The 26,659-nt window shown below is 64.7% G+C and carries 29 protein-coding genes; 13 read left to right on the top strand and 16 right to left on the bottom strand.

Annotated features, from left to right (window positions below; translation table 11 throughout):
* Positions 1 to 18: 18 nt before the first annotated feature.
* The 10 genes from AB7M16_RS26375 to urtA form a co-directional block, all read right to left on the bottom strand.
* Positions 19 to 558: an HD domain-containing protein gene (locus AB7M16_RS26375; protein ID WP_439365682.1), complete on the bottom strand. Its 540-nt coding sequence runs from the start codon at positions 556 to 558 to the stop codon at positions 19 to 21.
* 13 nt (positions 559 to 571) lie between these two features.
* The gene (locus tag AB7M16_RS26370) at positions 572 to 1,660 is read right to left on the bottom strand and encodes a patatin-like phospholipase family protein (protein ID WP_453945503.1); all 1,089 of its coding nucleotides are present in this window, start codon (positions 1,658 to 1,660) and stop codon (positions 572 to 574) included.
* Positions 1,661 to 1,711: 51 nt separating this feature from the next.
* Positions 1,712 to 2,017 (bottom strand): urease subunit beta, encoded by a 306-nt coding sequence (locus AB7M16_RS26365; RefSeq protein WP_026202067.1) that lies wholly within the window; start codon positions 2,015 to 2,017, stop codon positions 1,712 to 1,714.
* 108 nt (positions 2,018 to 2,125) lie between these two features.
* Positions 2,126 to 2,428, bottom strand: coding sequence for an urease subunit gamma (locus AB7M16_RS26360; RefSeq protein ID WP_007605424.1), 303 nt, complete (start codon positions 2,426 to 2,428; stop codon positions 2,126 to 2,128).
* Between the two features lie 38 nt (positions 2,429 to 2,466).
* Positions 2,467 to 3,297, bottom strand: coding sequence for an urease accessory protein UreD (locus AB7M16_RS26355; RefSeq protein ID WP_172784899.1), 831 nt, complete (start codon positions 3,295 to 3,297; stop codon positions 2,467 to 2,469).
* A 38-nt stretch (positions 3,298 to 3,335) separates the two neighbouring features.
* Positions 3,336 to 4,031 carry an urea ABC transporter ATP-binding subunit UrtE gene (gene urtE / locus AB7M16_RS26350; protein WP_036021619.1) on the bottom strand — a complete coding sequence of 232 codons (696 nt, stop codon included), beginning with the start codon at positions 4,029 to 4,031 and terminating at the stop codon, positions 3,336 to 3,338.
* 3 nt (positions 4,032 to 4,034) lie between these two features.
* Positions 4,035 to 4,796: an urea ABC transporter ATP-binding protein UrtD gene (urtD, locus tag AB7M16_RS26345; RefSeq protein WP_212254171.1), complete on the bottom strand. Its 762-nt coding sequence runs from the start codon at positions 4,794 to 4,796 to the stop codon at positions 4,035 to 4,037.
* Between the two features lie 6 nt (positions 4,797 to 4,802).
* Positions 4,803 to 5,972 (bottom strand): urea ABC transporter permease subunit UrtC, encoded by a 1,170-nt coding sequence (gene urtC, locus AB7M16_RS26340; RefSeq protein ID WP_172784902.1) that lies wholly within the window; start codon positions 5,970 to 5,972, stop codon positions 4,803 to 4,805.
* A complete protein-coding gene (gene urtB / locus AB7M16_RS26335; RefSeq protein ID WP_260382041.1) occupies positions 5,969 to 7,576 on the bottom strand; it encodes an urea ABC transporter permease subunit UrtB in 1,608 nt (535 codons plus the stop codon). Before urtB ends, urtC begins: the two co-directional genes overlap by 4 nt.
* 84 nt (positions 7,577 to 7,660) lie before the next feature.
* Entirely contained in the window at positions 7,661 to 8,983 is a 1,323-nt protein-coding gene (gene urtA, locus AB7M16_RS26330; RefSeq protein WP_172784904.1) for an urea ABC transporter substrate-binding protein, read from the bottom strand.
* A 479-nt stretch (positions 8,984 to 9,462) separates the two neighbouring features.
* Between urtA and AB7M16_RS26325 the strand changes: the two genes are divergently transcribed.
* From AB7M16_RS26325 to AB7M16_RS26315, 3 genes are all read left to right on the top strand, one after another.
* Positions 9,463 to 11,046: a DEAD/DEAH box helicase gene (locus AB7M16_RS26325; RefSeq protein WP_212254169.1), complete on the top strand. Its 1,584-nt coding sequence runs from the start codon at positions 9,463 to 9,465 to the stop codon at positions 11,044 to 11,046.
* A 23-nt stretch (positions 11,047 to 11,069) separates the two neighbouring features.
* Entirely contained in the window at positions 11,070 to 11,357 is a 288-nt protein-coding gene (gene infA, locus AB7M16_RS26320; RefSeq protein ID WP_035998101.1) for a translation initiation factor IF-1, read from the top strand.
* A 255-nt stretch (positions 11,358 to 11,612) separates the two neighbouring features.
* The gene (locus AB7M16_RS26315) at positions 11,613 to 11,825 is read left to right on the top strand and encodes a cold-shock protein (protein ID WP_014439634.1); all 213 of its coding nucleotides are present in this window, start codon (positions 11,613 to 11,615) and stop codon (positions 11,823 to 11,825) included.
* A gap of 89 nt (positions 11,826 to 11,914) precedes the next feature.
* On the opposite strand, the gene AB7M16_RS26310 is transcribed toward AB7M16_RS26315, so the two are convergent.
* From AB7M16_RS26310 to AB7M16_RS26295, 4 genes are all read right to left on the bottom strand, one after another.
* Positions 11,915 to 12,529, bottom strand: a complete 615-nt coding sequence (locus AB7M16_RS26310) for a TadE/TadG family type IV pilus assembly protein (protein ID WP_246570574.1) — start codon at positions 12,527 to 12,529, stop codon at positions 11,915 to 11,917.
* A 23-nt stretch (positions 12,530 to 12,552) separates the two neighbouring features.
* Positions 12,553 to 13,134, bottom strand: coding sequence for a TadE/TadG family type IV pilus assembly protein (locus tag AB7M16_RS26305; protein WP_172784907.1), 582 nt, complete (start codon positions 13,132 to 13,134; stop codon positions 12,553 to 12,555).
* A 196-nt stretch (positions 13,135 to 13,330) separates the two neighbouring features.
* Positions 13,331 to 13,834 (bottom strand): pilus assembly protein N-terminal domain-containing protein, encoded by a 504-nt coding sequence (locus tag AB7M16_RS26300; protein ID WP_172784908.1) that lies wholly within the window; start codon positions 13,832 to 13,834, stop codon positions 13,331 to 13,333.
* Between the two features lie 150 nt (positions 13,835 to 13,984).
* Positions 13,985 to 14,812, bottom strand: coding sequence for a sterol desaturase family protein (locus tag AB7M16_RS26295; RefSeq protein WP_212254167.1), 828 nt, complete (start codon positions 14,810 to 14,812; stop codon positions 13,985 to 13,987).
* A 269-nt stretch (positions 14,813 to 15,081) separates the two neighbouring features.
* On the opposite strand from AB7M16_RS26295, the gene AB7M16_RS26290 reads away from it, so the two are divergent.
* From AB7M16_RS26290 to AB7M16_RS26245, 10 genes are all read left to right on the top strand, one after another.
* Positions 15,082 to 15,246, top strand: a complete 165-nt coding sequence (locus AB7M16_RS26290; protein WP_106941836.1) for a Flp family type IVb pilin — start codon at positions 15,082 to 15,084, stop codon at positions 15,244 to 15,246.
* A 77-nt stretch (positions 15,247 to 15,323) separates the two neighbouring features.
* Positions 15,324 to 15,464 (top strand): hypothetical protein, encoded by a 141-nt coding sequence (locus AB7M16_RS26285; RefSeq protein ID WP_172784654.1) that lies wholly within the window; start codon positions 15,324 to 15,326, stop codon positions 15,462 to 15,464.
* 122 nt (positions 15,465 to 15,586) lie between these two features.
* On the top strand, positions 15,587 to 16,111 hold the full coding sequence (locus AB7M16_RS26280) for an A24 family peptidase (RefSeq protein ID WP_453945501.1): 525 nt from the start codon (positions 15,587 to 15,589) through the stop codon (positions 16,109 to 16,111).
* 129 nt (positions 16,112 to 16,240) lie between these two features.
* Positions 16,241 to 17,038 carry a Flp pilus assembly protein CpaB gene (cpaB, locus tag AB7M16_RS26275; RefSeq protein WP_453945500.1) on the top strand — a complete coding sequence of 266 codons (798 nt, stop codon included), beginning with the start codon at positions 16,241 to 16,243 and terminating at the stop codon, positions 17,036 to 17,038.
* On the top strand, positions 17,035 to 18,525 hold the full coding sequence (locus tag AB7M16_RS26270) for a type II and III secretion system protein family protein (protein ID WP_212254164.1): 1,491 nt from the start codon (positions 17,035 to 17,037) through the stop codon (positions 18,523 to 18,525). The genes cpaB and AB7M16_RS26270 overlap by 4 nt, the downstream gene beginning before the upstream one ends.
* A 20-nt stretch (positions 18,526 to 18,545) precedes the next feature.
* The gene (locus tag AB7M16_RS26265; protein ID WP_453945499.1) at positions 18,546 to 19,280 is read left to right on the top strand and encodes a CpaD family pilus assembly protein; all 735 of its coding nucleotides are present in this window, start codon (positions 18,546 to 18,548) and stop codon (positions 19,278 to 19,280) included.
* Positions 19,277 to 20,545, top strand: a complete 1,269-nt coding sequence (locus AB7M16_RS26260) for an AAA family ATPase (RefSeq protein WP_172784914.1) — start codon at positions 19,277 to 19,279, stop codon at positions 20,543 to 20,545. Before AB7M16_RS26265 ends, AB7M16_RS26260 begins: the two co-directional genes overlap by 4 nt.
* Positions 20,546 to 20,566: 21 nt before the next feature.
* Positions 20,567 to 22,036, top strand: coding sequence for a CpaF family protein (locus AB7M16_RS26255; protein WP_172784915.1), 1,470 nt, complete (start codon positions 20,567 to 20,569; stop codon positions 22,034 to 22,036).
* A gap of 16 nt (positions 22,037 to 22,052) precedes the next feature.
* The gene (locus tag AB7M16_RS26250) at positions 22,053 to 23,030 is read left to right on the top strand and encodes a type II secretion system F family protein (RefSeq protein ID WP_260382039.1); all 978 of its coding nucleotides are present in this window, start codon (positions 22,053 to 22,055) and stop codon (positions 23,028 to 23,030) included.
* Positions 23,031 to 23,039: 9 nt separating this feature from the next.
* Positions 23,040 to 24,014 (top strand): type II secretion system F family protein, encoded by a 975-nt coding sequence (locus AB7M16_RS26245; protein WP_172784917.1) that lies wholly within the window; start codon positions 23,040 to 23,042, stop codon positions 24,012 to 24,014.
* Positions 24,015 to 24,063: 49 nt separating this feature from the next.
* On the opposite strand, the gene AB7M16_RS26240 is transcribed toward AB7M16_RS26245, so the two are convergent.
* Both AB7M16_RS26240 and AB7M16_RS26235 read right to left on the bottom strand, forming a co-directional pair.
* Positions 24,064 to 24,891 (bottom strand): tetratricopeptide repeat protein, encoded by an 828-nt coding sequence (locus AB7M16_RS26240; RefSeq protein ID WP_453945498.1) that lies wholly within the window; start codon positions 24,889 to 24,891, stop codon positions 24,064 to 24,066.
* Positions 24,892 to 24,971: 80 nt separating this feature from the next.
* Positions 24,972 to 26,495, bottom strand: a complete 1,524-nt coding sequence (locus AB7M16_RS26235) for a metallophosphoesterase family protein (RefSeq protein ID WP_453945497.1) — start codon at positions 26,493 to 26,495, stop codon at positions 24,972 to 24,974.
* Positions 26,496 to 26,659: the final 164 nt, after the last annotated feature.

Here is a 26,659-nt window from a genome sequence, read left to right as displayed (position 1 = left end):
GATTGAATGTCTGGTTGGTCACAGCAAGGCCTTTGCTGCCTTCACGGCATCGTCGAATTTTTCGTCGAGCCATGCATTGCCGCCGCGGCACCCCGCCACGACCTGCGTGGCCCAACCGATATAGTCGGCGAGTTCCTCGCGCTCCTCGGCGCTCGGATCGGTTTGAATGCGCGCGCCCGTATTGCTGATCTTGTCGGCGATCTTGATCAGCTTGGCGCCCGGCGATTTGTGGGGCGCGTCGTCGATCTGCTTCTGCCGCCGCTTTGCCTTCGGCAAGCTCATGTCGTCGGTGCACTCGGCAACCAGCGAGGCGACACGCTCGGAAAATCTCTGCGCGAGCTCCTCGCGCGTGGTGTCGGTGTCCTCGATCGTGTCGTGCAGCCAGCCGGCGGCGACCAGCTCTGCATCGGCGCCGTCGGTCGCGGTCGCGAGCAGGTTCGCGACCTCGGCGAGATGATTGATATAGGGCTCATTGCCGCGGCCCTTGCGCGCCATGCCGTTATGACGATGCGCAGCGAGCTCGGCAGCTTCTGAGACAAGGCGGATCGGAGAAATCACTGGAGCCTCCTGGTCAATGAAGCACCGGCAGCAGACCGCGCGTCCTGAATACGTCCTGCAGCTTCAATCGCGCAAGCTTGTATCCGGCCTCGCGACGCCGCTGAATTCCCGCGGCCGAAAAATCGCGAAAAGCGCCGGAGTCCCGGGACTCCGCGGAAAGACCGGCTTCCTTCATGAGACCCGCATCGGCCAGGTCGATGTTGGTGATGGCGCCCAGGGTCTTGAAACGCTGCGCACGCGAGACGTTGTCAACGAGCTGCGGATCCCGCGCCTCTACGGGAACGGCGGCGTAGAGCGCCTCCACGGTCTGCAACAATTCATTGATGACCGCTGCGTTCGCACCGTCCTGGCGCAGGCGGTTGCCATAACGCAGCTCGCTCAAGCGATCATTGACCTCGATCATGTTCTTTGGCGCCGCACGCTTGCTTCGAAACAAGTTCATCACGACCAGGATGCGATCGACGTCGTCCGATCCGGAAAACGCATCAATCGCATCGCCGAGCGGCGTGTTGTCGACGATGCCGCCGTCCCAGAAATTCGCGTCGCCGATTGGCGTCGCCGGAAATCCGGGCGGAAGGCTGCCGCTTGCCAGCACATGGCGAGGACCGATCTCGGTCCGCTTCTCGCCCTTGTGCGGATGGTTGCAGAAACGCACCAACTCGCCGGACGACACGTCGACTGCGGTGACGACGAAGGTGGTCGGGCTGTTGTTCAGCGCCGTGAAATTCACGTGTCTCGCCAACGTCCCGAGCATGGGCTCGGTGTTGTAGAAATTGGTCCAGCGGAAGACATTCCAGTAGTCATAACGAGGCTTGTAGAAACCGTGCACGCCGAACAAAGCGAAATCCTGGCTGGCGATACCCCACCAATAATTCCGCGACTCCAGCGAAAGCTCCGACCACAGCAATTGCAGGCGCCTTTTGGCATCGGCCCGATCGGTCGCGCCAACCACGCAGGCCGCATTTATCGCGCCAATGGAAACTCCGGTGACCGCGGCCAGCGTAACGGTCCTGCCCTCGGCATGGATGGCATCCATCAATTCCAGAAGCGCCTCGATCGCGCCGAACTCATAGGCCCCAAGCGCACCGCCGCCCTGGAGCACGAGTCCAATCTCGACCTTGTCCTTGACGACGGTATTCATGGCAGGCCTGCCCTACAGCTTCCCCATCACGTCGCCGCGGAAACCGTAGATCGTCTTCTTCCCCGCCATGGCGACGAGTTGCACGTCGCGGGTCTGGCCGGGCTCGAAGCGGACGGCGGTGCCGGCGGCGATGTCGAGGCGCATGCCGCGGGCCTTCTTGCGGTCGAACTTCAGCGCCGGGTTGGTCTCGAAGAAATGATAGTGCGAGCCGACCTGGATCGGGCGGTCGCCGGTATTGGCCACAGTCAACGTCACGGTCTTGCGGCCGGCATTGAGCTCGATCTCGCCGTCCTGGATGAAGAGTTCACCGGGGATCATGTTTTGCATTCCTCTGTCATTCCGGGGCGGCCCGAAGGGCCGAACCCGGAATCTCGGTCAACAATCTCTGGATTCCGGGTTCGCCCTGCGGGCGCCCCGGAATGACACTTAGCGGATCGGCTCGTGCACCGTGACGAGCTTGGTGCCGTCAGGAAAGGTCGCCTCGACCTGGATGTCGTGGATCATCTCGGGGATGCCCGGCATCACCTGGTCGCGGGTCAGCACCTGCGCGCCGGACTGCATCAGCTCGGCGACGGTGCGGCCGTCGCGGGCGCCTTCGAGGATGAAATCGGAGATGATCGCGATCGCCTCGGGATGGTTGAGCTTGACGCCGCGGTCCAGCCGGCGCCGGGCCACGATTGCCGCCATCGAGATCAAAAGCTTGTCCTTTTCGCGGGGAGACAGGTTCATGCGACATCTCTTCCGTTCAGCACGTCAATTCAACCAGTCTAGTTCAACCAGAGCCGCGGCAGGGCCGCACCGGTGCGTGCCAGCACCGTCATCATGTCGGCGCGCAAGCGCGCCGCATCTTGGGCACAGAACCGCGCCATTGCAAAGCCATTCCAGGCCGAGATTCCGACCTCGCCGGAGAACGATTCCGACGCCTCCCGGATGCGCTCGACCAGGGCCTCGTCGCCGGGCACGATCAGGGCTGTGCCGATCGCCGCGCCACCCTTGGCGACCGCGGGCCGTGCAAGCTTGCCGCCGATGTCGCCGTCGAGCCGGACCGTCTCTGCGAACACCAGCCGGCCGCCACGGCGCAGCCGCCAACGGTCGATGAACTCGCCCTGCTCCATCCGCTCGCCCATGGCGGTGCGGCCGAACACCACGATTTCGCAAAGCAGGAGCGAGGCTGCCTCGTCGAGATCGATGTCGAAGCGGCGCTGCACGCGGGCGCGGTCGAACAGAATCGTCTCCTGAGGCAGCCAGGCAAGATGCGCGCCCGCGCCGACCTTCAGGGCGATGTTGAGCTGCGCCGCAGCTCCGGGCGTGCGATAGACCTTTTCGGCGGCCGCTGTGGTCAGCGTCAGCCGCGCTCCATCCGCCGCCGCTATCTCGACATCGAAGCGATCGCCACCAGCAACTCCGCCGGCCGTATTGACGAACACGCCGGACAGACCCTGATCTTCCGGCGAGGGAAAGCGGACGCGGAGCGAACCGGATTCATGCAAGGCGCCGCGACGCGTCACGCCGGCGCGCGCATGCACGTCGAAGCGCACCGCGCCACGGGCGCGGTTGGCCTCGAACAGCGTGGATGTGGCTGACAATTCGCTGCGCATCCGTCTCCCCCAGCCGGTCGCGGCAGGTCTTTGCCGGCTTACAGCGCCATCTGGCGGCTAATCTCGCCCGGATCGAGATTGGAGCGGTCGCAGGTGAACTTCACCGCACCGCGATCCATCACCGCGAAACTGTCGCCGAGTTCGCAGGCAAAGTCGAGATATTGTTCGACCAGCACGATGGCGATGTTGCCGAGATTGCGCAAGTAAGAGATGGCGCGGCCGATGTCCTTGATGATCGAGGGCTGGATGCCTTCGGTGGGCTCGTCGAGCAGCAGCAGCTTCGGCCGCATCACCAGCGCGCGGCCGATCGCGAGCTGCTGCTGCTGGCCGCCGGAGAGGTCGCCGCCACGCCGGCCGAGCATGGATTGCAGCACGGGAAACAGCGAGAACACGTCGTCCGGAATGTGCTTGTCCTCGCGCTTGAGCGGACCGAAGCCGGTCTTGAGGTTCTCCTCGACCGTCAGCAGCGGAAAGATCTCGCGGCCCTGCGGCACGAAGCCAATACCCTTGCGCGCCCGCTCATACGGCTTGAGGCCGGTGATATCGCTGCCGTCGAACACGATTGCGCCCGAGGAGATCGGATATTGCCCGACCATGGCGCGCAAGAGCGAGGTCTTGCCGACGCCGTTGCGCCCGAGCACGCACGTGACCTTGCCGGGCTCGGCCGAGATCGAGACGCCGCGCAGCGCCTGCGCCGCGCCGTAGAACAGGTTGATGTCCTTGACCTCAAGCATCGCTCAGCGCCCCAGATAGACTTCGATGACCCGCTCGTTGGACGAGACCTGGTCGATGGTCCCTTCCGCGAGCACCGTGCCTTCGTGCAGGCAGGTGACCTTGACGCCGAGCTCGCGCACGAAGGTCATGTCGTGCTCGACCACCATGACGGTGTGGGTCTTGTTGATTTCCTTCAGCAGCTCGGCGGTGAGGTGCGTCTCGACGTCGGTCATCCCCGCGACGGGCTCGTCGACCAGCAGCAGTTTCGGATCCTGCGCCAGCAGCATGCCGATTTCGAGCCATTGCTTCTGGCCATGGCTGAGGCTGCCGGCGAGGCGGTTGCGCGCCTCGGTGAGGCGGATCGTCTCCAGCACCTTGTCGATGCGCTCGGACTCCGCCTTGCTGCCGCGCCAGAACAGCGTGCCGCGAACCGAGTGATCGACATTGAGCGCCAGCAGCAGATTGTCCTGCACGGTCTGGCTCTCGAACACCGTCGGCTTCTGGAATTTGCGGCCGATGCCGAGCTCGGCGATACGGGTCTCGTCGAGGCGCGTCAGGTCGGTGATGCCGTCGAACAACACGGTACCTTCGTCCGGCTTGGTCTTGCCGGTGATGATGTCCATCATCGTTGTCTTGCCGGCGCCGTTCGGGCCGATGATGGCGCGCATCTCGCCGGGCTCGAGCGTCAGCGACAGATTGTTGATGGCGTGGAAGCCGTCGAAGGAGACGTGCACGCCGTCCAGATAGAGCATCGCGGAGGTCGCGCGGGTGTCCATGACGTTCATGACCGCTTACTCCGCCATCTTGGGTTCGGTGACGCCGTCTTCGGCCGCGGCGCTCGCGGTGGTCGCGGCGGTGCGTTTTTCCTTCGACTGATCCCACCAGGCGTTGAAGGTGCCAACGATGCCCTTAGGCAGCAGCAGCGTCACCAGGATGAACAAAGCGCCCAGCATGAACAGCCAGTACGGCGCCAGCACGCCGGAGGTGAAGAACGTCTTGGCGTAGTTGACGACGACGGCGCCGAGCGCGGCGCCGACCAGCGTGCCGCGGCCGCCGACCGCGACCCAGATCACCGCCTCGATCGAATTGCCCGGCGCGAATTCGCTGGGGTTGATGATGCCGACCTGCGGCACATAGAGCGCGCCGGCGACGCCGGCCATGCAGGCCGACACCGTGAACACGAACAGCTTGTAGGATTCGACGCGGTAGCCGAGGAAGCGCGTGCGCGATTCCGCGTCACGCACCGCGATCAAGACCTTGCCGAGCTTGGAGGAGACGATGGCGCGGCAGATCAGGAAACCGACGATCAGTGCCAGGCAGCTCAGCGCGAACAGCGCGGCGCGCGTTCCCTCCGCCTGCACGTTGAAGCCCAGGATGTCCTTGAAGTCGGTCAGGCCGTTGTTGCCGCCGAAGCCGAAATCGTTGCGGAAGAAGGCGAGCAGCAGCGCATAGGTCATCGCCTGCGTGATGATCGACAGATAGACGCCGGTGACGCGGGAGCGGAAGGCGAGCCAGCCGAAGCAGAAGGCGAGCAGGCCTGGCACGACCAGCACCATCAGCGCGGCGAACCAGAACATGTCGAAGCCGTACCAGTACCAGGGCAGCTTCTGCCAGTTCAGAAACACCATGAAGTCGGGCAGGATCGGGTTGCCGTAGACGCCGCGGGTGCCGATCTGCCGCATCAGGTACATGCCCATGGCGTAGCCGCCGAGCGCGAAGAAGGCGCCGTGGCCGAGCGAGAGGATGCCGCAATAGCCCCAGATCAGATCGATCGCGAGCGCCAGGATGGCGTAGCAGACATATTTGCCCCAGAGCGCCACGAGATAGGTCGGCACTTGCAGGAACGAGCCGGCGGGCAGCAGCAGGTTGGACAGCGGGATCAGCACGCCCAGCCCGGCGACAACCAAGAGGAAGATCGTCGCGCCGCGGTCCAGCGATCGCGTCAGCATGTGAGGGGTCATGCTTCCACCGCACGGCCCTTGAGCGCGAACAGGCCGCGCGGCCGCTTTTGAATGAACAGGATGATGAGAACCAGGATCGCGATCTTGCCGAGCACTGCGCCGGCGACCGGCTCCAGGAACTTGTTGGCGATGCCGAGCGTGAAGGCGCCGACCAGCGTGCCCCAGAGATTGCCGACGCCACCGAACACCACGACCATGAAGCTGTCGATGATGTAGCTCTGGCCGAGATTGGGGCTGACATTGTCGATCTGCGACAGCGCCACGCCGGCGATGCCGGCAATGCCCGAGCCGAGGCCGAATGTGAGCGCGTCGACGCGCGAGGTGGCGATGCCCATCGAGGCCGCCATGCGGCGGTTCTGCGTCACCGCGCGCATTTCGAGGCCGATCGCGCTGTAGCGCAGCATCGCAAGCAGAATCGCGAACACGGCGAGCGTGAAGACAAGGATCCAGAGCCGGTTATAGGTGATGGTGATCTGGCCGAGCTCGAACGCGCCGCTCATCCAGGAGGGGTTACCGACCTCGCGGTTGGTCGGGCCGAACATGGTGCGCACTGCCTGTTGCAGCACCAGCGACAGGCCCCAGGTCGCGAGCAGCGTCTCGAGCGGGCGGCCGTAGAGGAAGCGGATGATGCTGCGCTCGATCAAGACCCCGATCGCGCCTGCGACGAGGAAGGCGAGCGGCACGGCGATCAAGAGCGAATAGTCGAACAGGCCGGGATAGCGGGTGCGGATCACCTCCTGCACCACGAAGGTGGTGTAGGCCCCGATCATCACCATCTCGCCATGCGCCATGTTGATGACGCCCATCACGCCGAAGGTGATGGCGAGCCCGATCGCGGCGAGCAGCAAGACCGAGCCGAGCGAGAGGCCGTACCAGGCATTCTGCACCATCGACCAGACTGCGAGCGAATTCTGGATCGAGCCGATCGCGCTCGCGGCGGCCTTGGTCACCGAGGCGGGCTGCTCGCCCATGCCGGTGAGCAGCGCCAGCGCATCCTGGTCGCCACGCGCCTTGATGGTTGCGACCGCTTCGAGCTTCTCGACCTCGGTGGCGTCGGACTTGAACAGCAGGATCGCAGCGCGGGCCTCGCCGAGCGCCGCCTTGACGGATTTGTTGGTTTCCTTGGCAAGCGCGGCATCGACCGCCTCAAGCGCGGTCTCCTCGTGCGACTTGAAGACGGACTGCGCGGCCTGCAGGCGCGCTCCCAGATCCGGCGACTGCAGCGTCAGGCTGCCGAGCGCGGCATCGACGCTGCGGCGCAGGCGGTTGTTGAGGCGAACCGCGCTCGCACTGTCGGGAACGCTGGCGACGGCCTCGCCGGTCGCAGCGTCGATCGACTTGCCGTCGGCACCGGTGACGTAGACCTTCTTGCTGTCGGGATCGGCCATGAGACGGCCGTCCTGGAGCGCACTGATGATCGGAAAAGCCAGCTTGCTGCCGCTGCCCGCGATCGCACCGATCGCCTCTTCCGTGTCGGAAAAATCATCATTGGCGAATTTGGCGACCGCGTCCTCGAACGGACCGGCGAAGGCCGGCAGCGCGAACGCAATCAGAAACAACGAGAGTGCAAGCGAACAGAGACGGGCGGACAAATGGGCTGGCACTGTGAATGACCCCGGCAGAAATGAGTGGAGAAGGCGGCGGGATCGCCGCCCTCTCCGGTCTTGCAATGGAGCGTCAGATCGGGATCAGGAGCCCGAGCCGAGGCACTTGTTGGTCTTGGTGTTGAAGTTGCCGCACTTCTTGCCGACCCAATCGCCGATCAGGTCCTTGGAGCCGTCGAGCTCCTTCGACCAGGCATCGCCGGGGACGAGGCTCGGGGTCTTCCAGACCACGTCGAACTGGCCGTTGCCCTTGATCTCGCCGATGAACACCGGCTTGGTGATATGGTGGTTCGGGAGCATCTTTGAGGTGCCGCCGGTCAGGTTCTTGGCTTCGATGCCCGGGAGAGCGTCGATCACCTTGTCGGGATCGGTCGACTTCGCCTTCTCGACCGCCTTGACCCACATGTCGAAGCCGATCACGTGCGCTTCCATCGGATCGTTGGTCACGCGCTTCGGATTCTTGGTGTAGGTCTGCCACGCCTTGATGAACTTCTCGTTCTCCGGCGACTTGATCGACTGGAAGTAGTTCCAGGCGGCGAGGTGACCGACCAGCGGCTTGGTGTCGATGCCGGCGAGCTCCTCCTCACCCACCGAGAACGCGACCACCGGGATGTCCTTCGCCTTGATGCCCTGGTTGCCGAGCTCCTTGTAGAAGGGAACGTTGGCGTCGCCGTTGATGGTCGAGACCACCGCGGTCTTCTTGCCGGCCGAGCCGAACTTCTTGATGTCGGCCACGATCGTCTGCCAGTCGGAATGACCGAACGGCGTGTAGTTGATCATGATGTCTTCCTGGGCGACACCCTTCGACTTCAGATAGGCTTCCAGGATCTTGTTGGTGGTGCGCGGATAGACGTAGTCGGTGCCCGCGAGCACCCAGCGCTTCACCTTCTCTTCCTTCATCAGATAGTCGACGGCGGGGATCGCCTGCTGGTTCGGCGCAGCGCCCGTGTAGAAGACGTTGCGCTCGCTCTCCTCACCCTCGTACTGCACGGGGTAGAACAGGATGCTGTTCAGCTCCTTGAAGACGGGGAGCACCGACTTGCGCGACACCGAGGTCCAGCAGCCGAACACGACCGAGACCTTGTCCTTGGTGATCAGCTCGCGCGCCTTTTCGGCGAACAGCGGCCAGTTCGAAGCGGGGTCGACGACGACGGCTTCCAGCTTCTTGCCGAGCACGCCGCCCTTCTTGTTCTGCTCGTCGATCAGGAAGAGGATGGTGTCCTTCAGCGTGGTTTCGCTGATCGCCATGGTGCCGGACAGGGAGTGCAGCACACCGACCTTGATGGTGCCGTCCGCGGCCTTCGCGCCAGTCAATGAAGCCAGACCGAGCATCAGTCCGGCGGTCGCGGCGAGCACGCCGCGGCGGCTAAATGACGCCGCTATATCGTGAGTGGATTTGTTAAACATGAGTGCCTCATCTCCCTGACGCAGACGTGAAAACGCTGCGAAACGGCCCCACGGCCGCCTGCGATTAACGGAATCGCAAGAACCATGCCATGGGCTGAGCACCCATCAACTTATTGAATGTATTGACTTAATCGTCACAATTCAAAGTTTCGCCGCAGTCAGACAGCCCAAATCCTAGGCAATATAAATGTATGCGAAAGCGGCAGTCGGACTATTTTCTGAGCAAATCGCCAGTTCTGGCTAAATTTCCGGCAGTAGTATTTTTGCACCGCACCCGCTGTTTCGGGCGCACCTGCCTTGAAAGCGCCCCGTCGATGTTCCATATGAACGTCCGAGACCTCTTGCGAATCAAGGGGTCGTTGCGAGCCGCGTGTTCTTAAGCCCTCTACGGGCCTCTGGCTTGCCCCATATCATCCAAGCCATCCGACACCCCAAACACGCAGGTGTCTTCTCGACACCCTTTTGCGCGCGCCGCGCTGATGCGCCGGGCGTTCGCTTTTGACATGGAAAGAACCCCTCTTTTGACTTCGTTTCAGGACTTCGGCCTCGCCGAACCCATCGCGCGCGCTCTTCGTGAAGAGAATTACGTCACCCCAACCCCGATCCAGGCCCAAACCATCCCGCTGGCATTGACCGGCCGCGACGTCGTCGGCATCGCCCAGACCGGTACCGGCAAGACCGCGTCCTTCGCGCTGCCGATCCTGCATCGTCTGCTCGATAACCGCATCAAGCCGCAGCCCAAGACCGCCCGCGTGCTGGTGCTGTCGCCGACCCGCGAGCTGTCCGGCCAGATCCTCGACAGCTTCAACGCCTATGGCCGCCACATCCGCCTGTCCTCGACGCTTGCGATCGGCGGCGTGCCGATGGGCCGTCAGGTCCGCGCGCTGATGCCGGGCGTCGACGTGCTCGTCGCCACCCCCGGCCGCCTGCTCGACCTCGTGCAGAGCAACGGCTTGAAGCTTTCAAGCGTCGAGTTCCTCGTGCTCGACGAAGCCGACCGCATGCTCGACATGGGCTTCATCAACGACATCCGCAAAATCGTCGCCAAGCTGCCGATCAAGCGGCAGACGCTGTTCTTCTCGGCCACCATGCCGAAGGACATCGCCGAGCTCGCCGATTCCATGCTGCGCGACCCCGCCCGCGTCGCGGTGACGCCGGTGTCCTCGACCGCCGAGCGGATCAACCAGCGCATCCTCCAGGTCGATTTCGCGGCCAAGCCCGCCTTCCTGACCAAGCTGCTGCAGGACGAGGCGATCAACCGCGCGCTGGTCTTCACCCGCACCAAGCACGGCGCCGACAAGGTGGTGAAGACGCTGGCCAAGGCCGGCATCGCCGCCAACGCCATCCACGGCAACAAGTCGCAGAACCATCGCGAGCGCACGCTCGCCCAGTTCCGCTCGGGCGAGATCCGCACCCTGGTCGCCACCGACATCGCCGCCCGCGGCATCGACGTCGATGGCATCAGTCACGTCATCAACTTCGACCTGCCGAACGTGCCGGAAACCTACGTCCATCGCATCGGCCGCACCGCGCGTGCCGGCGCCGACGGCACCGCGATCTCGCTGGTCGCGGGCGGCGAGGAACTCGGCTATCTGCGCGACATCGAGCGGCTGATTCGCGTCGCCCTGGCGCGGGAGGACCACCGCACCGACGCCGGCCGCCGCGATCCCGGTCCCGCTCCGTCGCAGCAACGACAGGGCCGGCCAGGCGGCCGCCCCGGCCAGCGCCCGCAAGGCGCACGGCACGGTGACGGGCGTCGTGCCGACGAACGGCATGCCGACGGGCGCCACCATGGTGCCGGCAAGCACGGCGACGGAAGGCACGGTGAAGGACGGCATGCGGAGGCAAGGCATGCCGACGGACGGCCCGGCAGTGGGCAGAATGCCTCCAAGGGTTCTCGCCGCCGCCGCTCCGGTGGTAAGATGCATTCATCGCCTGTCGACCGTCCGGAACAGCGTTCCGCGCATAGCGCCGGGACCCCTGATGGGATACAAGGCGTTGCCTTTTTGCGCCGCCAGAGTCGGCCAAACAGCCAACCGAACCGCAAACCCTATTCGCACTAGCCGTCCACGACCTGGAGACATTCATGGCTAAGGAAGAGCTGATCCAGTTCGAAGGACTGGTCACCGAAATCCTCCCCGATGCCCGCTACCGCGTGCAGCTCGACGCCGGACACGAGATCGTTGCCTATACCGCCGGCAAGATGAAGAAGAACCGCATCAAGACGCTCGCGGGCGACCGCGTGACGGTGGAGATGTCGCCCTATGACCTCGAGAAGGGCCGGCTGATTTTCCGCCACAAGGACGAACGTCCCAGCACGCCGGGCGGACCGCCCCGTCCCGGACAGCGCGGCGGCCAGTTCCGCCGCCGCTAGTCGGCTGCGTCGAGTTCGAATTCCGATCTGTAGATTGATCCGCCGTTGGCATCACGGCGGATCAAAAATCGTGCACGTCCGGATTGTTTCGGACCCTCGTTTCCGATAAAATGAATTAATCGATTTTCGGCCGGACGACATTGGCATCCACCGGTACAGCCGGTTCAGACACGCTGACGACCCTTCCAGAAATTCGATCTAACCCTGCCCGCGCGAGCGGGCTCCGACATTGTGTTATCTGAGAAGGACTACCCCATGAGCATGGGAACCGTGAAGTGGTTTAACGCGACCAAGGGTTTCGGCTTCATTCAGCCCGACGACGGCGGCCAGGACGTGTTCGTTCACATCAGCGCCGTCGAGCGCGCCGGCCTCGGCTCGCTGCGCGAGGGCCAGAAGATCTCCTACGAGATCGTGGCCGACCGCCGTTCCGGCAAGTCGGCAGCCGACAACCTGCGCGCTGCGGGCTGAGCCCACCGGGCCGGTGGCCCGATCGAGCCAAAGCAAAAAGGCCGTGCGTGACGCACGGCCTTTTTCATTTCACGGGCGGCTGGCAAGTCTCAACAGGTCGAGGGCACGTTGTTGTAGGGCACGCAGACGACCTGACGCGGCCGCGTGTAGGAGAGATCGCTCAGCGTCACGCTCGACTTCAACACGTAACCGATGGTCGGCGTGTAAGTGTACTTGACCTCGCTCAGAATGAGATAACTCGACGGAATCAGGAGCGTCGGGGGAATCATCGTGGTGACCGTGTCGCCGGCGGTCCGAGTCGAGGTCGCAAGCGTGGCCTGCGTCGCGCCGCTCGCAATGGTGCCGGCCTTGCTCCACTGGACCTTGGCGACGCTGTTGGCGTCGATGTAGATCTGCGAGATCGTGCCCTTCACAAGCGTCGCGTCGTAGGGCATGACGACCGAGATGCTTGCCGTGAACGAATCCTTCATGCTGGCATCGTCGAGCGTCGTCGACTGCGACGTCAGATCGGACAATGTCCGCGCGATCAACGTGATTTTGCGGTCGATCGCCACGGCCGACGAAAATTCGACGGTGCCGAAGAACATCACCAGCATCAGCGGTACGATGATCGCGAATTCGGTCGCCGCCAGCGCGCGCTTGTCGGCGACGAAGCCGCGCACGGAGCCGCCTGCATTCCTCCAGATGTTCGCAATCGCCCGCATCGGTCCGCCCAGATCCATCTGCCTCAGAAGGGTTCGTTCTTGAACGCCGCCGTTGCCACCATCAGCCGCTTGTTGTTGCATCCCATGTTGTAGCCGAGACCGGTGACGATGAGCGGCCACTGATAGAACAGGCGCACCACGACGACCTGTCCGGAGCTTCCGGCACTGTACTGCATGCCGGAGGGATTGAAGGTGCAGGAAGTGCCGAAGTTGGTGAGGCTGAGCGTCCCGAAGGAGCTGGTGCTGACAACGTCGACATAAAGCTTGCTGCAATCGAACAGCGCCGGGATCTTGGTGCAGACAAAGGCCTTGAACGTCGTCTGATCGCACGCGGAGACGGTGTTGGGCGCGGTCTGACAGGCCGCCACCGAGCCGCCTTGTGCCTGGGCCTGGCCGGTCAGAATCGCGCGCGCGGAGTCCTGCGCGATGGTTTCGAGCACCTGGCTCGAGAAGAACATGAGCGCCGTCTCGATGATGGCGAACAGCAGCGCGAAGAACATCGGTGCGACCAGCGCAAACTCGACGGCCGCGGAGCCGCGGCGGTTGCCGCGAAACCGGAGCAGCGCCTTCCGCAGCGTGAACCTCGTAGGTGCAGGCGATGGCATCTCGTCAAATTCCCAGCGACCGGCGATCATCTGCGCGTTCAATAGCGGAAACTGATTGTCTAAGTGTTTCAGACGATCCGCAGCCGGCGGACCGCGCCGTTAAGACTGCATTAACCAGGCGCGTCCCGAAGCGCGCTGAAATGCGGCGCGCGGAGAGATGCCGGCGAAGCGGCGAGCGGCCTCGCGGGGTGCAGGCCTAGTTTGGCTTGGCAGCCGCGCCGGCACCCGCACCGCCACTGGCGCTGCTGCTCAGCGTACCGGCCTGGCTCATCGCGTTGTTGAAGTAGGCATCGCTGTCGCCGAGCGTCACGCGGCGCTGGCAAAGCGGTACGCAGCTGTAGGACTCGCGCTCGATGCCGCGATAGACGGTGACGAGCCGGTCGCTCGGACCTTCGACCTGGATCTGGCGGTCCACCAGAATCTCGCCGCCGCGGTCGAGCGCGATGAAATTGGTGGCCCCGTAGCCCTTTCCGGTCACGACGATCATGCCGCCGGGCTGGAGCGTGACGTCGGCGATCAGGGGATTGCCGACCACGATGGTCGCCACCTTGCCGGGCAGCCGCACCAGCTTGGCCTGGTCGACATTGACCGCGATGGTATCGGCGACGGGCTCGGCGAGGCCTGCGGCCGGCGTTGCCAGCATCGCAGCGGCAACCAGAAGACAGACGCGCACATGACGGCGCAGCATTTCTTTACGCATACTCTTACCCCCGGGACGTCACAAACCGGCAGAAACGACCGAATACAGCGGAGCCGGTGCCCGACCCGGCTAACCTGCCTTTAATTCGTGAACGTTCCGCAAACTCGCCGCGTATTGTTTGAACGGACGGATATTTGCGGGGCCCGCCCCCTAGTGCCGAAACGGATAGGCGAGCTGGCCTCCGATCTCCTTGGGCATGCTCGCTTCGTCCTTGCCATAATCCTGCGGCAGCCTGCCCTCCGGCATGCGGAAGGTGCCGAACAGCACGTCCCAGATCGGGAACGTTCCGGCGAAATTGGTGTCCCCGCCCTCTTCGAGCGAGGTGTGGTGCCAGCGATGGAAGACCGGCGTCGCCAGCACGTATTTGAACGGTCCGAAGGTCCAGTTCAGGTTGGCGTGCACGAAGGCCGAATGGAAGGTGGTGAACGGGCCGACCCAGACCATGACGTTCGGGGAGATGCCTGCCATCAGCAGCAGGACGTCGACGCTGATCGTCCCGAGCAAGAGATTGACCGGATGAAAGCGGGCCGCGGAGATCCAGCCGATCTCCTCCGACGAATGATGGACCGCGTGATATTTCCAGAAGCCGCCGTCGTGGAATAGCCGGTGCAGCCAGTACAGCATGAAATCGGACAGCACCAGGAACAGCAGGGCCTGCAGCCACAGCGGCAGCTGCGCCAGCGGACCGTGGCCGTTGTCGTAGAAGGCGATGAGTTCGTCGGCATCGTGGATGTTGAAGACGACGCTGGCGCCGACGACCAGCAGCCCGATCCGCATGGTGCGGGCGAACACCGGGACGAAGAACCAGTAGCAGATGTCGGTGACGATCTCCCGCTTGCGCCACCACGGCGCGCCGGGATTGCAGGCCCAGAAATGCTCCAGCACGGTGAAGACAGCCGCGAGCAGGAAGGTGACCGGGATCACCTTCACGATGGTCTCGCCGAGCATCAAGGCGACTTGCATGGGCAGGCTCGACATCGTCGCCTCTCTCCGCGAATTCCGCTGTAGCTAGGCCTACTCCGCGAAATTTAAGGGAGGGTGAAGCAGGCGCCGCGTTGGCGAGGCATCCGGAACCGGAACGAATTGCAGAGGCCGTCTTAAGGCGAAATTCACTCTGGGCAAAAGCATCGCGCCGAAGCTGGGTTTACCCGATCGAATTAACTCCCCCGAAAGAGCTCGGCTCTCATGGTCGTCACGTCAACGACAGCGCCGAACGAGGCGGTCCCCACCAAGACGGAGTTTTGTTCATGAAGAACTTGATTGCGCGTTTCGCGAAGGATGAATCCGGCGCCACCGCCATCGAATACGGCCTGATCGCCGCCGGCATCGCGCTGGCCATCATCACCGTCGTCAACAATCTCGGCACCACGCTGAACGCCAAGTTCACCTCGATCAGCACCTCGCTGAAGTAAGCGGGTCCACGAACGACGACAAAAGCCCCGGACCTCCGGGGCGTTTGTTTTTCTGAAGACGGCGAGTTCCAGTGGCGTTGCACAAGGTAAGAACCGATGCCGCGGTTGCGGCGCGCGAGGCGGAAGCGGCGCAGGCCGGCTCGCCGGTCTATTGGATCTGCCTTGCGCTGCTGGTTGCGACGGTCGCGCTCGCCGCACGCATCGCCAGCTTCTGGTGAAGGCGCGTTCGGCGGCCGAGGGCCCGCGCGCCCGTGCCGCCGTTGTCGGTTTGTTTAGCATCGCGCGCTAGCATCGCCCGACGCCAGCTCCCGCGACAAACCCAGGCCCCAAGACGCAGCCCATGATCCTCGACCTTGCGCGCCTTCTGCTCTTCCCGGCCCTGATGGCGTTCGCCGCGGCGAGCGATCTCCTCACGATGACGATCTCGAACCGCGTGTCGCTGGCGCTGGTGGCAGGCTTCTTCGTGCTCGCCCTCGCCGGTGGCATGGCACCTTACGAGATGCTGAGCCATGTCGGCGCCGGTGCGCTTCTCCTGGTCGTGGCCTTCACCTGCTTCGCCATGGGCTGGGTGGGCGGCGGCGACGCCAAGGTCGCGGCTTCCGTCGCGCTCTGGTTCGGCTTCCCACATCTGATGAACTTCCTGCTCTACGCCTCGCTGTTCGGCGGTGCGCTGACGCTGCTTCTGCTCCAGTTCCGGCAGTGGCCGCTGCCGTACGGGCTGGCAGGACAGGCCTGGCTCGCACGGCTGCACGCCAAGGAGAGCGGCATTCCCTACGGCATCGCGCTCGCGCTGAGCGCGCTGATGGTCTACCCGGAGACCGAATGGGTGAAGGCGATCGACCTCGCTCACCTCGCACTGCGCTGAACGCCCAGGGTAAACCCGGCGTTAAGGCGATTTAGATACGCCTCATTAACCATGCTTTGACGAATAGCTGGTCAACTGCCGATGACGGCGGCGGCAGCGTCGCGGCGTATTGTTGGAAAGTTGAAGCGTATGAATAGGGCACGCATTGTCGTCCTGACGGTCGCGATCTGCGCCGGCGGCGTCGCCGCGTACCTGGCGAGCGGCACCGACAATTCTGCGCCGCCTCCGGTTCCGGTCGCGCAGCTGCCGACGGTCGACGTCCTCGTCGCCAAGAACGACATCGGCCTCGGCCAGACCGTGAAGCCCGAAGACGTGCAATGGCAGACCTGGCCGACCGCGACCGCCAGCGCCACCTTCATCCGACGCAACGAGCGCCCCAATGGCGCGACCCAGGTGACCGGCTCGATCGCGCGCGCGCCCTTCATTCAGGGTGAGCCGATCCGCGACCAGAAGCTCGTCAAGGCCGAAGGTTCCGGCTTCATGGCGGCAATCCTGCCCACCGGCATGCGGGCGATCTCGACCGAGATCTCGCCGGAGACCGGCGCAGGCGGCTTCATCCTGCCCAACGACCGCGTCGACGTCCTGCTCACGCGCCGGCTCAAGAACCCGGACCAGAGCAGCGGCGCTCCCGACATCGTCACCTCCGAGATCATCCTGGCCAATATCCGCGTCCTCGCCATCGACCAGGCGCCCAAGGAAAAAGACGGGCAGAACGCGGTGGTCGGCAAGACCGTCACCCTGGAGCTCAATCCCGCGCAGACCGCAACGCTCTCCGCGGCGCGTCAGAGCGGCACGCTGTCGCTGGCGCTGCGCAGCATCGTCGACGTCAAGATGAGCGAGATCACGCTCGATGACTCCGCGCAGAAGCGCGAGGGGGTCTCGATCATTCGCTACGGCATTCCAAGTCAGACGGCTAAGGCACGATGAAGACAGTCGACATCAAATGCAGGCCAGATTCGGCGACGATGCGGACCTCACTGGTCCGCGCCCTGTCGTTTTCGGCCGCCCTCGCGCTGGCGCTCCATCCGGCGATCGCCCCGGCGGTCGCAGCCGATTACCGCCCCGTGGCGCCGGCCGCGGCAGACGGCCAGATCAATGCGCGTTTCCTTTCGCTCGGCGTCGGCAAGTCTATCGTCATCGACCTGCCGCGCGACATCAAGGACGTGCTGGTCGCCGATCCCAAGATCGCCAACGCGGTGGTCCGCTCGGCGCAGCGCGCCTATATCATCGGCGCCGCGGTCGGCCAGACCAACATTGTGTTCTTCGATTCCGCCGGGCAGCAGATTGCGGCCTATGACATCGCGGTGAAGCGCGACCTCAACGGCGTGCGGGCCGCGCTGAAGCAGGTCCTGCCCAATTCGGACATCCAGATCGACGGCCTCGGCGACGGCATCGTCCTGACCGGCACGGCTGCCAATCCGCTGGAAGCGCAGCAGGCCAACGACCTCGCCGCGCGCCTGGCCGGCGGCGCCGACAAGGTGGTGAACTCGATCGTGGTACGCGGCCGCGACCAGATCATGCTCAAGGTGACGGTGGCCGAGGTCCAGCGCAACATCGTCAAGCAGCTCGGCATCGACCTCACCGCCAACCTGAACTACGGCACGTCGGTGGTGAGCTTCACCAATTCGAACCCGTTCACGGCGCTCGGCAAGAACCTCGTGGACGGCAACAACCTGACCACGAAGTTCGGCGCCGCCCCGTCGGTGCAGGCCACGCTGCGCGCGATGGAAACCGCCGGCGTGATCCGCACGCTGGCCGAACCGAATTTGACCGCGATCTCCGGTGAATCGGCGACGTTCATCGCCGGCGGTGAATTCCCGGTTCCGGCAGGCTATGCCTGCGATCCCACCACGCATGTCTGTACCACCCAGATCAGCTTCAAGAAGTTTGGCATCTCGCTGAACTTCACCCCCGTCGTGCTGAGCGAGGGCAAGATCAGCCTGCGGGTGATGACCGAGGTCTCGGAGCTGTCGAACGAGAATGCGATCACGCTGTCGCAGGCGGTGACCACGAACACGGTGAACTCGCTGACGGTCCCCTCGATCAGGACCCGCCGCGCCGAGACCTCGCTGGAAATTCCCTCCGGCGGCGCGATGGCGATGGCCGGCCTGATCCAGCAGCAGACCAAGCAGGCAATCAGCGGATTGCCGGGGCTGATGCAGCTGCCGATCCTGGGCACGCTGTTCCGCAGCCGCGACTTCGTCAACAACGCGACCGAGCTGGTCGTGATCGTGACGCCCTATGTTGTCCGCGCGGTGGCGCCGAAGGACCTGTCGCGGCCGGATGACGGCTTCGCCCCGCCTGCCGATCCGCAAGCCCAGCTGATCGGCAACATCAACCGGCTCTACGGCGTGCCCGGACGCACCGAACCGGCCAAGAACTACCGCGGCACCTACGGCTTCATCACCGACTGAGGCGGAACGGGGACTCTACGATGACCACAAGACCACCCCAGCTTCGCAAACGCGCCGTCCGCCTCGGCGGCGCGCTCGTCGGCCTGACGCTCGCGCTCGGCGGCTGCCAGCACAACGAGGTCGTTACCGCCTCCATTCCCGACGACTACAAGCAGCGCCATCCGATCGCGATCGAGGAGCAGAACCGCTCGATCGTCGTCTTCGTCGGTCATGCCCGCGGCGGATTGACCGCCGCCCAACGCGCGGACGTGATGGGCGTCGCATCGGCATGGTTGCACGAAGGTACCGGTGCCATTCACATCGACGTGCCGTCCGGCACGCCCAATGCGCGTCCGGTCACGGATACGATGCGCGAGATCCAGGCCATGCTGGCAGGGGCAGGCGTTCCGCCGCGCGGCGTCACCATTCGTCCCTATCAGCCCGAGGACAAGCGGTTCCTGCCGCCGATCCGGCTCACTTATACCAAGATCGCCGCGGTCGCCGGTCCCTGCGGCCTGTGGCCGGACGACATCGGGCCTTCGATGAAGAACAAGAGCTGGTTCGAGAACAAGGACTATTACAATTACGGCTGCGCCTATCAGCGCAACCTCGCGGCCATGGTCGACAATCCATCCGACCTCGAGCAGCCGCGGCCCGAGACACCTTCCTACACGATACGGCGCACCGCCGCCTTCGAGAAGTATCGTAAGGGAATGCCGACGGGTGTCGCCTATCCCGATGCCGACAAGGCCAAACTCAGCGACACAGGCAAATGATCAGTTACGCGCGCCAGACACACGAAGAGCAGCCGGCAGCAGCTCCTCCGCCGGTCGAGGAGCATATTGCGCCCGCGCCGCGCGTCTCGGTCCAGGCCTTCTGCGAAACCGTGGAGACGGCCGCCGCGGTACAGTCGGCCGGCGAGGATCGCCGTCTCGGCAAGGCTCACCTGAAGATCCAGATGGGCGGCATGGCGGCCGCGATCGAAGCCTACCGCTCGGCACCTACGCCGAACGTGATCGTGCTCGAGAGCGACGGCCGCAACGACCTGCTGGGCGGGCTCGACCAGCTCGCCACCGTCTGCGATGCCGGCACCCGCGTGGTCGTGATCGGCCGCATCAACGACGTCACGCTCTACCGCGAGCTGGTGCGCCGCGGCGTCAGCGATTACGTGCTCGCGCCGGTCGGCGCGATCGACGTCGTGCGCTCGATCTGCAACCTGTTCTCGGCGCCGGAAGCCAAGGCGGTCGGCCGCATCATCGCCGTGGTCGGCGCCAAGGGGGGCGTCGGCGCCTCCACCATCTCCCATAACGTCGCCTGGGCGATCGCGCGCGACCTCGCAATGGATGCCGTCGTCGCCGACCTCGATCTCGCCTTCGGCACCGCTGGCCTCGACTACAACCAGGATCCGCCGCAGGGCATCGCCGACGCCGTGTTCTCGCCCGACCGCGTCGACACCGCCTTCATCGACCGCCTGCTGTCGAAGTGCACCGACCATCTCAGCCTGCTGGCGGCGCCTGCGACGCTCGACCGGGTCTATGATTTCGGCACCGACGCCTTCGATGCCGTGTTCGACACGCTGCGCTCTACGATGCCCTGCATCGTGCTCGACATTCCGCATCAATGGTCGGGCTGGACCAAGCGCGCCCTGATCGGTGCGGACGACATCCTGATCGTGGCCGCCCCGGACCTCGCCAATCTGCGCAATACCAAGAACCTGTTCGACCTGTTGAAGGCCGCCCGTCCCAACGACCGGCCGCCGCTGTACTGCCTGAACCAGGTCGGCGTGCCGAAACGACCCGAAATCGCCGCCGCGGAGTTCGCCAAGGCGATCGAGAGCCAGCCGGTCGTTTCGATCCCGTTCGAGCCGCAGATCTTCGGCTCGGCCGCCAACAACGGCCAGATGATCGCGGAGATCTCCGCCAACCACAGATCGATCGAGATGTTCCTGCAGATCGCCCAGCGCCTGACCGGCCGCAGCGAGACCAAGAAGCAAAAGTCGTCCCTGCTTTCACCTCTGATTGAGAAGTTGCGGGGAAGATAAGCCGCCGCATGGAGTTGTTAAGTGTTCGGTAAGCGTAGCGGAACAGACACCGACTTTCGGGCGCCCAAGCCCGGCGCCGTGTCGCTCGAGCCTGCCCCGGCTCAGGCGCCGACGGTGTCGCGCGCCCCGCCTCCGCCGGCCGTCGCCTCGCCGCCGCTTGCGCCCGCCAAAGCTCCGCCGCCTCCGGCCATGGAGAGCCGGCGTTCGGACAATTATTACGAGGTCAAGGCGACCATCTTCGGCGCGCTGATCGAGGCCATCGACCTCGCCCAGCTCGCCAAGCTCGATTCGGAGTCCGCGCGCGAGGAAATCCGCGACATCGTCAACGAGATCATCGCGATCAAGAACATCGTGATGTCGATCGCCGAGCAGGAGGAGCTGCTCGACGACATCTGCAACGACGTCCTCGGCTACGGTCCGCTCGAGCCGCTGCTGTCGCGCGACGACATCGCCGACATCATGGTCAACGGCGCCAACACCGTCTACATCGAGGTCGGCGGCAAGATCCAGCGCACCGGCATCCGCTTCCGCGACAACCAACAGCTTCTCAACATCTGCCAGCGCATCGTCAGCCAGGTCGGCCGGCGCGTCGACGAATCCTCGCCGATCTGCGACGCGCGCCTCGCCGATGGCTCCCGCGTCAACGCCATCGTGCCGCCGCTGTCGATCGACGGCCCCGCGCTCACCATCCGCAAGTTCAAGAAGGACAAGCTGACGCTGGATCAGCTCGTCAAGTTCGGCGCGATCACCCCGGAAGGCGCCGAGATCCTCCAGATCATCGGTCGCGTCCGCTGCAACGTGCTGATTTCCGGCGGCACCGGCTCGGGCAAGACCACCCTGCTCAACTGCCTCACCAACTACATCGAGCACGACGAGCGCGTCATCACCTGCGAGGACGCCGCCGAGCTCCAGCTGCAGCAGCCCCACGTGGTGCGGCTGGAAACCCGCCCGCCCAACATCGAGGGCGAGGGCCAGGTCACGATGCGCGAACTGGTGCGCAACTGCCTGCGTATGCGCCCCGAACGCATCATCGTCGGCGAGGTTCGCGGACCCGAAGCCTTCGACCTGCTGCAGGCCATGAACACCGGCCACGACGGCTCGATGGGCACGCTGCACGCCAACAACCCGCGCGAGGCACTGTCGCGCTGCGAATCCATGATCACGATGGGCGGGTTCTCGCTGCCCTCGCGTACCATCCGCGAGATGATCTGCGCCTCGATCGACGTCATCATCCAGGCCGCGCGCCTGCGCGACGGTTCCCGCCGCATCACCCACATCACGGAGGTGATGGGCATGGAAGGCGACACCATCATCACCCAGGACATCTTCCTCTACGACATGGTCGGCGAGGATGCCAACGGCAAGATCATCGGCCAGCACCGCTCGACCGGCATTGGCCGTCCGAAGTTCTGGGAACGCGCCCGCTACTACGGCGAAGAGAAGCGCCTCGCTGCGGCGCTCGACGCGGCGGAAGTCGCGCCGAAGACGTGAGCAGGTCAGCAGCGCCATGAACATTCAGGTCCTCGCCCTCGCCTTCCTCGCCACCGCAGCGGTCGGTGGCATCGCCTGGGTCTTTCTCTATCCGCTGCTGTCCGGGGAGCGAAAGGCGGAAAGCCGCCGCGCCTCGGTCGCGCGCGCCGAGGCGCCCACGGCCCGTCAGGCCGAGAAGACCCAGCGCTCGCGCCGCGAGCAGGTCGAGACCACGCTCAAGGACCTCGAGGCGCGGCGCGCCCAGGAGAAGAGCGTCCCGCTCAGCGTCCGCCTGTCGCAGGCCGGGCTCGACTGGACGCCTCAGAAATTCTGGATCGTGTCCGCCGTCGTGGCGGGCGTATTTTTCGCGGCCGCTGTGTTCGCGGGCGGCGGACTGATCGGCGCCGCCGGTCTTGCCTTTGCCGGCGGCTTCGGCCTGCCGCGCTGGGCACTCGGCTTCCTCAAGAAACGCCGCGAAACCAAGTTCCTGGCTGCACTGCCCGATGCGGTCGACGTGATCGTCCGCGGCATCAAGGCGGGCCTGCCCTTGTTCGAATCGATCAAGGTCGTGGCCGCCGATGCGCCCGAGCCGCTGCGCAGCGAGTTCCTGGCCATCATCGAGACGCAGGCGATCGGCATGCCGCTGGGCGAGGCCTGCGCGCGGCTCTACGAGCGCATGCCGCTGCCGGAGGCCAATTTCTTCGGCATCGTGGTGTCGATCCAGCAGAAGTCGGGCGGCAACCTCTCCGAAGCGCTCGGTAACCTCTCCAAGGTGCTGCGCGACCGCAAGAAGATGAAGGAAAAGATCCAGGCGATGTCGATGGAAGCCAAGGCCTCGGCCGGCATCATCGGATCGCTGCCGCCGATCGTGATGTTCCTGGTCTATCTCACGACGCCGCAATACATCTCGGTGCTTTGGACTCATCCCACCGGCCAGCTGATGCTGGTCGGCTGCGTCGTCTGGATGTCGATCGGCATCCTGGTGATGAAGAAGATGATCAACTTCGATTTCTGACGGTGGCGTATGGTCGAATTCCTCGTCTCGAAACTGCACGACGTCCGTTTCATGACCATGCTGCTCGCGGCCATCGCCGCGAGTGCCACCGTCTATACGCTGGTGATGCCGTTGTTCGCCGGCGAGGGCCTCTCCAAGCGCATGAAGGCGGTGGCGAGCGAGCGTGAGCGCATCCGGCAGCGCGAGCGTGAGCGTCTCAACAAGAGCGAGAAGGTTTCGCTGCGCCAGACACCGAAGCAACTCGTCTCCAGGGTGGTCGAGGACTTCAACCTGACGAAATGGCTCGCGCAGGAAGCTGCGCGGGACAAGCTCATCATGGCAGGTTACCGCGGCCAGGCACCCTATATCACCTTCCTGTTTGCCCGCATGGTCGCCCCGATCGTGTTCCTGATCGGCTCGGCCCTCTACGTGTTCGTGATCGGAAACATGCAACAGGCGCTGCCGATCAAGATCGGCATCTGCCTCGGCGCCGCCTATCTCGGCCTCCAGGCGCCGATGCTGTTCCTCAGGAATGCGATCTCCAAGCGCCAACTCTCGATCAAGCGTGCGTTTCCCGACGCGCTCGACCTGCTCCTGATCTGCATCGAATCCGGCATGTCGGTCGAGATGGCATTCCGGAAGGTTGCGAACGAAATCGTGGGCCAGTCGATCGCGCTGTCGGAGGAGTTCACCCTGACCACCGCCGAGCTGTCCTATTTGCAGGATCGCAAGGTCGCCTACGAGAACCTGGCACGGCGTACCGGGCTCGAGGGCGTCAAGTCGGTGTGTCTGGCGCTGCAGCAGGCGGAACGTTACGGCACCCCGCTCGGCCATTCCTTGCGCGTCATGGCGCAGGAGAATCGCGACATGCGCATGAACGAGGCCGAGAAGAAGGCGGCCGCGCTGCCGCCGAAGCTCACGGTGCCGATGATCCTGTTCTTCCTGCCGGTGCTGTTCGTGGTCATTCTCGGACCCACCGCCATCAAGGTCACCGAGATGCAGTGAGCCGGGCTGGACCCATACGCTCTGCCACCAAGGCCAGGAAGTCAGATGATCAGTCGGGCTGGCTCAGCGAAGCGATCGGCGTCCGCTTCGGCGCGCCGCGCGGGGCGTCGCTGCGGCTCAGCATTTCCTTGAGATAGGCGACATTGGCCGCAGCCTGGTCCGGCGGCAGGTCCGCCTTGACGATGGCCTCCGCTTCCGCGAAGCGGCCCTGCAGACCGACGACCAAGCCGAGGTTCTGCCGCACCCGGGCGCCGGCACGCGGCGAGGCATGGGCCTGCCGTAGCGCCTCTTCCGCCTTCGGCAGCTCTTTCGACAGCATGTAGGACAGGCCGAGGTTTGAGAGCACGCCGGGATCACCCGGTGCGATCTTCAGCGCGCTCGCGTAATAGGATCGCGCCTCCTCATGACGGCCCATCTGGTCCAGCGCGGTGCCCTGCACAGAGAGCAGGCGCCAGTCCGGATTGTCGGGCGAATGCGCCTTCGACAGCACGTCGAAGGCCTGCTGGAAATTGCCGTTGTCGGCGAGTGCGCGGCCGTATTGAGCGAGCAGCGCCTTGTTGCCGGGGTTGGCGATGGTCGCCTGCTCGAGCACGGCGGCCGCCTGGGCGCGTTGGCCGTTGGCGCGCAAGGCCTGTCCATAGGCGAGTGCGGCGTCGGCATCCCGGGGATTGGCGCGGTAGCGCTCGCCATAGGCTTCGACCGCACGCGTCGGATCGGTCGGCGCGCGATCGGCGGAGGCCGCATCCGCCCGGGGGCCGACCGAGCCCGTCACCTCGGAGAGCTTCGACATGGCCGTGCAGCCGCCGAGGCCCATCGCAACCGTCGCGACCAGCGACGTGGAAGCAAGTAGCCGGGTAAGCCTGATCCGTTGACGCATGACGCTTTGACTCTCGAGCTGCTCGATCGAGCCGAACGCGTCAGCAATAGAATGTTAACCCTAACGGCCGGTTAACGGCGCTATCCGACGTGCTCCTCTCGCGCCGGCGGTTGTTGCGGAGGCGCGCCTCCGCCGAGGCCGAGATCGAGGCCGAGCGCCTTCACCTGCTGGTCCAGCTCCCGCAGCAATTGCAGTCTCTGCCGCGCCCGCCGTCGAACGTCGATCCCCTCGCGAGGCAGCCGCGGCACCTGGCGCAGGAAGTCGTGACGGTTGATCAGGCCTCTCCCGTAGAGCTCATCGAGCTGAGCGCGATCGATGCCGAGCACGTCGGCGGATTGCTCGATCAATCGACCGAGCAGCGTTCTCACCGCGGCGAGCACGTCGACATCGAATCCCGGCCCGGATCTCGCGGCCTTGCGCGCGAGCTCCGCCCAGGCATGGGCCGAGACGACGTAGGCGTAGAGCGCATTCGCCCAGTTCGGCTCCGCCTCATCGTAGAAGCTGCCACGCATGAACAGCCGGCGGACGATCGCCGCGACCTGGTCGCGTGTCAGCGCGCCGGATGAGGCGGCCGCGATCGCCGACTGGACGGCCGGATCACGGGAAAAGTCGCGTCCCGCGGGCAGCCTGATGACGCCGCCCGGCAGGTTGGAATCGAGTGGCCTGAAGGCCGCATCGTTGCGGAGCCTCGAATAGCGGGTGATCGCGAAGCGGTGCTCCGTGCGGCCGGCATGGGACGCGGGGCCGAAATGGACGAGGTTGAAGCCGGCATCGTCACCGGCCTGCCCGGTCGAGGACGGACAGGAGAGCACGTAGATCGTGCGCCAGAACGCCTCACCGCTGTCGCTCGACGTCGCACGCGGATCGGGGATGGAATAACGGGTCAGCCCCTCGACATGGCGATGACCGTGCAGAACCAGATCGACGTTGAGCGAGGTGGCAGCCTCGAGGAAGGTCGCGGGTGCGGCGAGATACATCAGCGGCTCGTCGGGCACGCCGAGAAAGCGCTTTCCTTCGCCGGTCGCCTGCGGCAGCGGATGATGGTGCAGGGCCAGCACGCGGACCAGGTTGTCCACGGGCTCGGCATAGTCGGTGCGCCCGGAAGAACCGATGCTCCCCGCGAGCTCGGCACTCAGCCGGGCGGAATCGGCGACCATCGCCTTGTAGGCGCTCTCGCCGATCTTGCCGCTCGCGAGCGCCATAAGGCTTGCGCGATTGGAATCGAGCAGCACCAGGTCGAGGCCGGCCTGACGGTAATAGACGCTCTTCGCGCTCCGCGGCAGGTGCAGGTAATCGTAGGCGTCGTGATGGCCCGCACGCTGGCTCGGCCGCTTGACGTCGTGATTGCCGGCTATGGCCTGGATGTCGGTGAACAGCCCGGTCTGCCGGAAGGATGCGATGACGGCGAGCGCCTCGTCGAGCGCGCGCGGCGTCGGGTCGTCCACCAGGTCGCCCGTGATCAGCAGGATGCGATCGGGAACATTCGTGGCACCCGCCATCTTCTCGCAAATCGCGGCCCTGAGCGTCTCGATGGCCGGAAGCAGCCGGCCCGACCCGTCCAGATGCAGGTCGGAAATCTGCGCAACAACGAACGATCTATCCATTTTGCGCCGCTCATCTGCAATGCTGCGCCGCCCAAACAGTAAGAAAAATGCTTCGACGAACGGATTCGGCCGTATCGACCTAACCTGGGCAGGCACCGTGCTGCTGCGTGTCTGCGTTCGGGTCACGCAGAGCGAGCGGCACAATCTAGAATATTCGCAGATAA

This window comes from Bradyrhizobium sp. USDA 372 (genome assembly GCF_053629095.1).
Note: the sequence above shows the minus strand (reverse complement) of the source record. Positions and strands in the feature narration are given on the sequence as shown.

Bases quoted from the DNA above. Each gene is read 5' to 3' on its own strand.
- AB7M16_RS26365 (WP_026202067.1), bottom strand. From the start codon at position 2,017: ATGATCCCCGGTGAACTCTTCATCCAGGACGGCGAGATCGAGCTCAAT.
- AB7M16_RS26360 (WP_007605424.1), bottom strand. From the start codon at position 2,428: ATGAACCTGTCTCCCCGCGAAAAGGACAAGCTTTTGATCTCGATGGCG.
- AB7M16_RS26355 (WP_172784899.1), bottom strand. From the start codon at position 3,297: ATGCGCAGCGAATTGTCAGCCACATCCACGCTGTTCGAGGCCAACCGC.
- urtE (WP_036021619.1), bottom strand. From the start codon at position 4,031: ATGCTTGAGGTCAAGGACATCAACCTGTTCTACGGCGCGGCGCAGGCG.
- urtD (WP_212254171.1), bottom strand. From the start codon at position 4,796: ATGAACGTCATGGACACCCGCGCGACCTCCGCGATGCTCTATCTGGAC.
- urtC (WP_172784902.1), bottom strand. From the start codon at position 5,972: ATGACCCCTCACATGCTGACGCGATCGCTGGACCGCGGCGCGACGATC.
- urtA (WP_172784904.1), bottom strand. From the start codon at position 8,983: ATGTTTAACAAATCCACTCACGATATAGCGGCGTCATTTAGCCGCCGC.
- AB7M16_RS26325 (WP_212254169.1), top strand. From the start codon at position 9,463: ATGCGCCGGGCGTTCGCTTTTGACATGGAAAGAACCCCTCTTTTGACT.
- infA (WP_035998101.1), top strand. From the start codon at position 11,070: ATGGCTAAGGAAGAGCTGATCCAGTTCGAAGGACTGGTCACCGAAATC.
- AB7M16_RS26315 (WP_014439634.1), top strand. From the start codon at position 11,613: ATGAGCATGGGAACCGTGAAGTGGTTTAACGCGACCAAGGGTTTCGGC.
- AB7M16_RS26310 (WP_246570574.1), bottom strand. From the start codon at position 12,529: ATGCGGGCGATTGCGAACATCTGGAGGAATGCAGGCGGCTCCGTGCGC.
- AB7M16_RS26305 (WP_172784907.1), bottom strand. From the start codon at position 13,134: ATGCCATCGCCTGCACCTACGAGGTTCACGCTGCGGAAGGCGCTGCTC.
- AB7M16_RS26300 (WP_172784908.1), bottom strand. From the start codon at position 13,834: ATGCGTAAAGAAATGCTGCGCCGTCATGTGCGCGTCTGTCTTCTGGTT.
- AB7M16_RS26295 (WP_212254167.1), bottom strand. From the start codon at position 14,812: ATGTCGAGCCTGCCCATGCAAGTCGCCTTGATGCTCGGCGAGACCATC.
- AB7M16_RS26290 (WP_106941836.1), top strand. From the start codon at position 15,082: ATGAAGAACTTGATTGCGCGTTTCGCGAAGGATGAATCCGGCGCCACC.
- AB7M16_RS26280 (WP_453945501.1), top strand. From the start codon at position 15,587: ATGATCCTCGACCTTGCGCGCCTTCTGCTCTTCCCGGCCCTGATGGCG.
- cpaB (WP_453945500.1), top strand. From the start codon at position 16,241: ATGAATAGGGCACGCATTGTCGTCCTGACGGTCGCGATCTGCGCCGGC.
- AB7M16_RS26270 (WP_212254164.1), top strand. From the start codon at position 17,035: ATGAAGACAGTCGACATCAAATGCAGGCCAGATTCGGCGACGATGCGG.
- AB7M16_RS26265 (WP_453945499.1), top strand. From the start codon at position 18,546: ATGACCACAAGACCACCCCAGCTTCGCAAACGCGCCGTCCGCCTCGGC.
- AB7M16_RS26260 (WP_172784914.1), top strand. From the start codon at position 19,277: ATGATCAGTTACGCGCGCCAGACACACGAAGAGCAGCCGGCAGCAGCT.
- AB7M16_RS26250 (WP_260382039.1), top strand. From the start codon at position 22,053: ATGAACATTCAGGTCCTCGCCCTCGCCTTCCTCGCCACCGCAGCGGTC.
- AB7M16_RS26245 (WP_172784917.1), top strand. From the start codon at position 23,040: ATGGTCGAATTCCTCGTCTCGAAACTGCACGACGTCCGTTTCATGACC.
- AB7M16_RS26240 (WP_453945498.1), bottom strand. From the start codon at position 24,891: ATGCGTCAACGGATCAGGCTTACCCGGCTACTTGCTTCCACGTCGCTG.
- AB7M16_RS26235 (WP_453945497.1), bottom strand. From the start codon at position 26,495: ATGGATAGATCGTTCGTTGTTGCGCAGATTTCCGACCTGCATCTGGAC.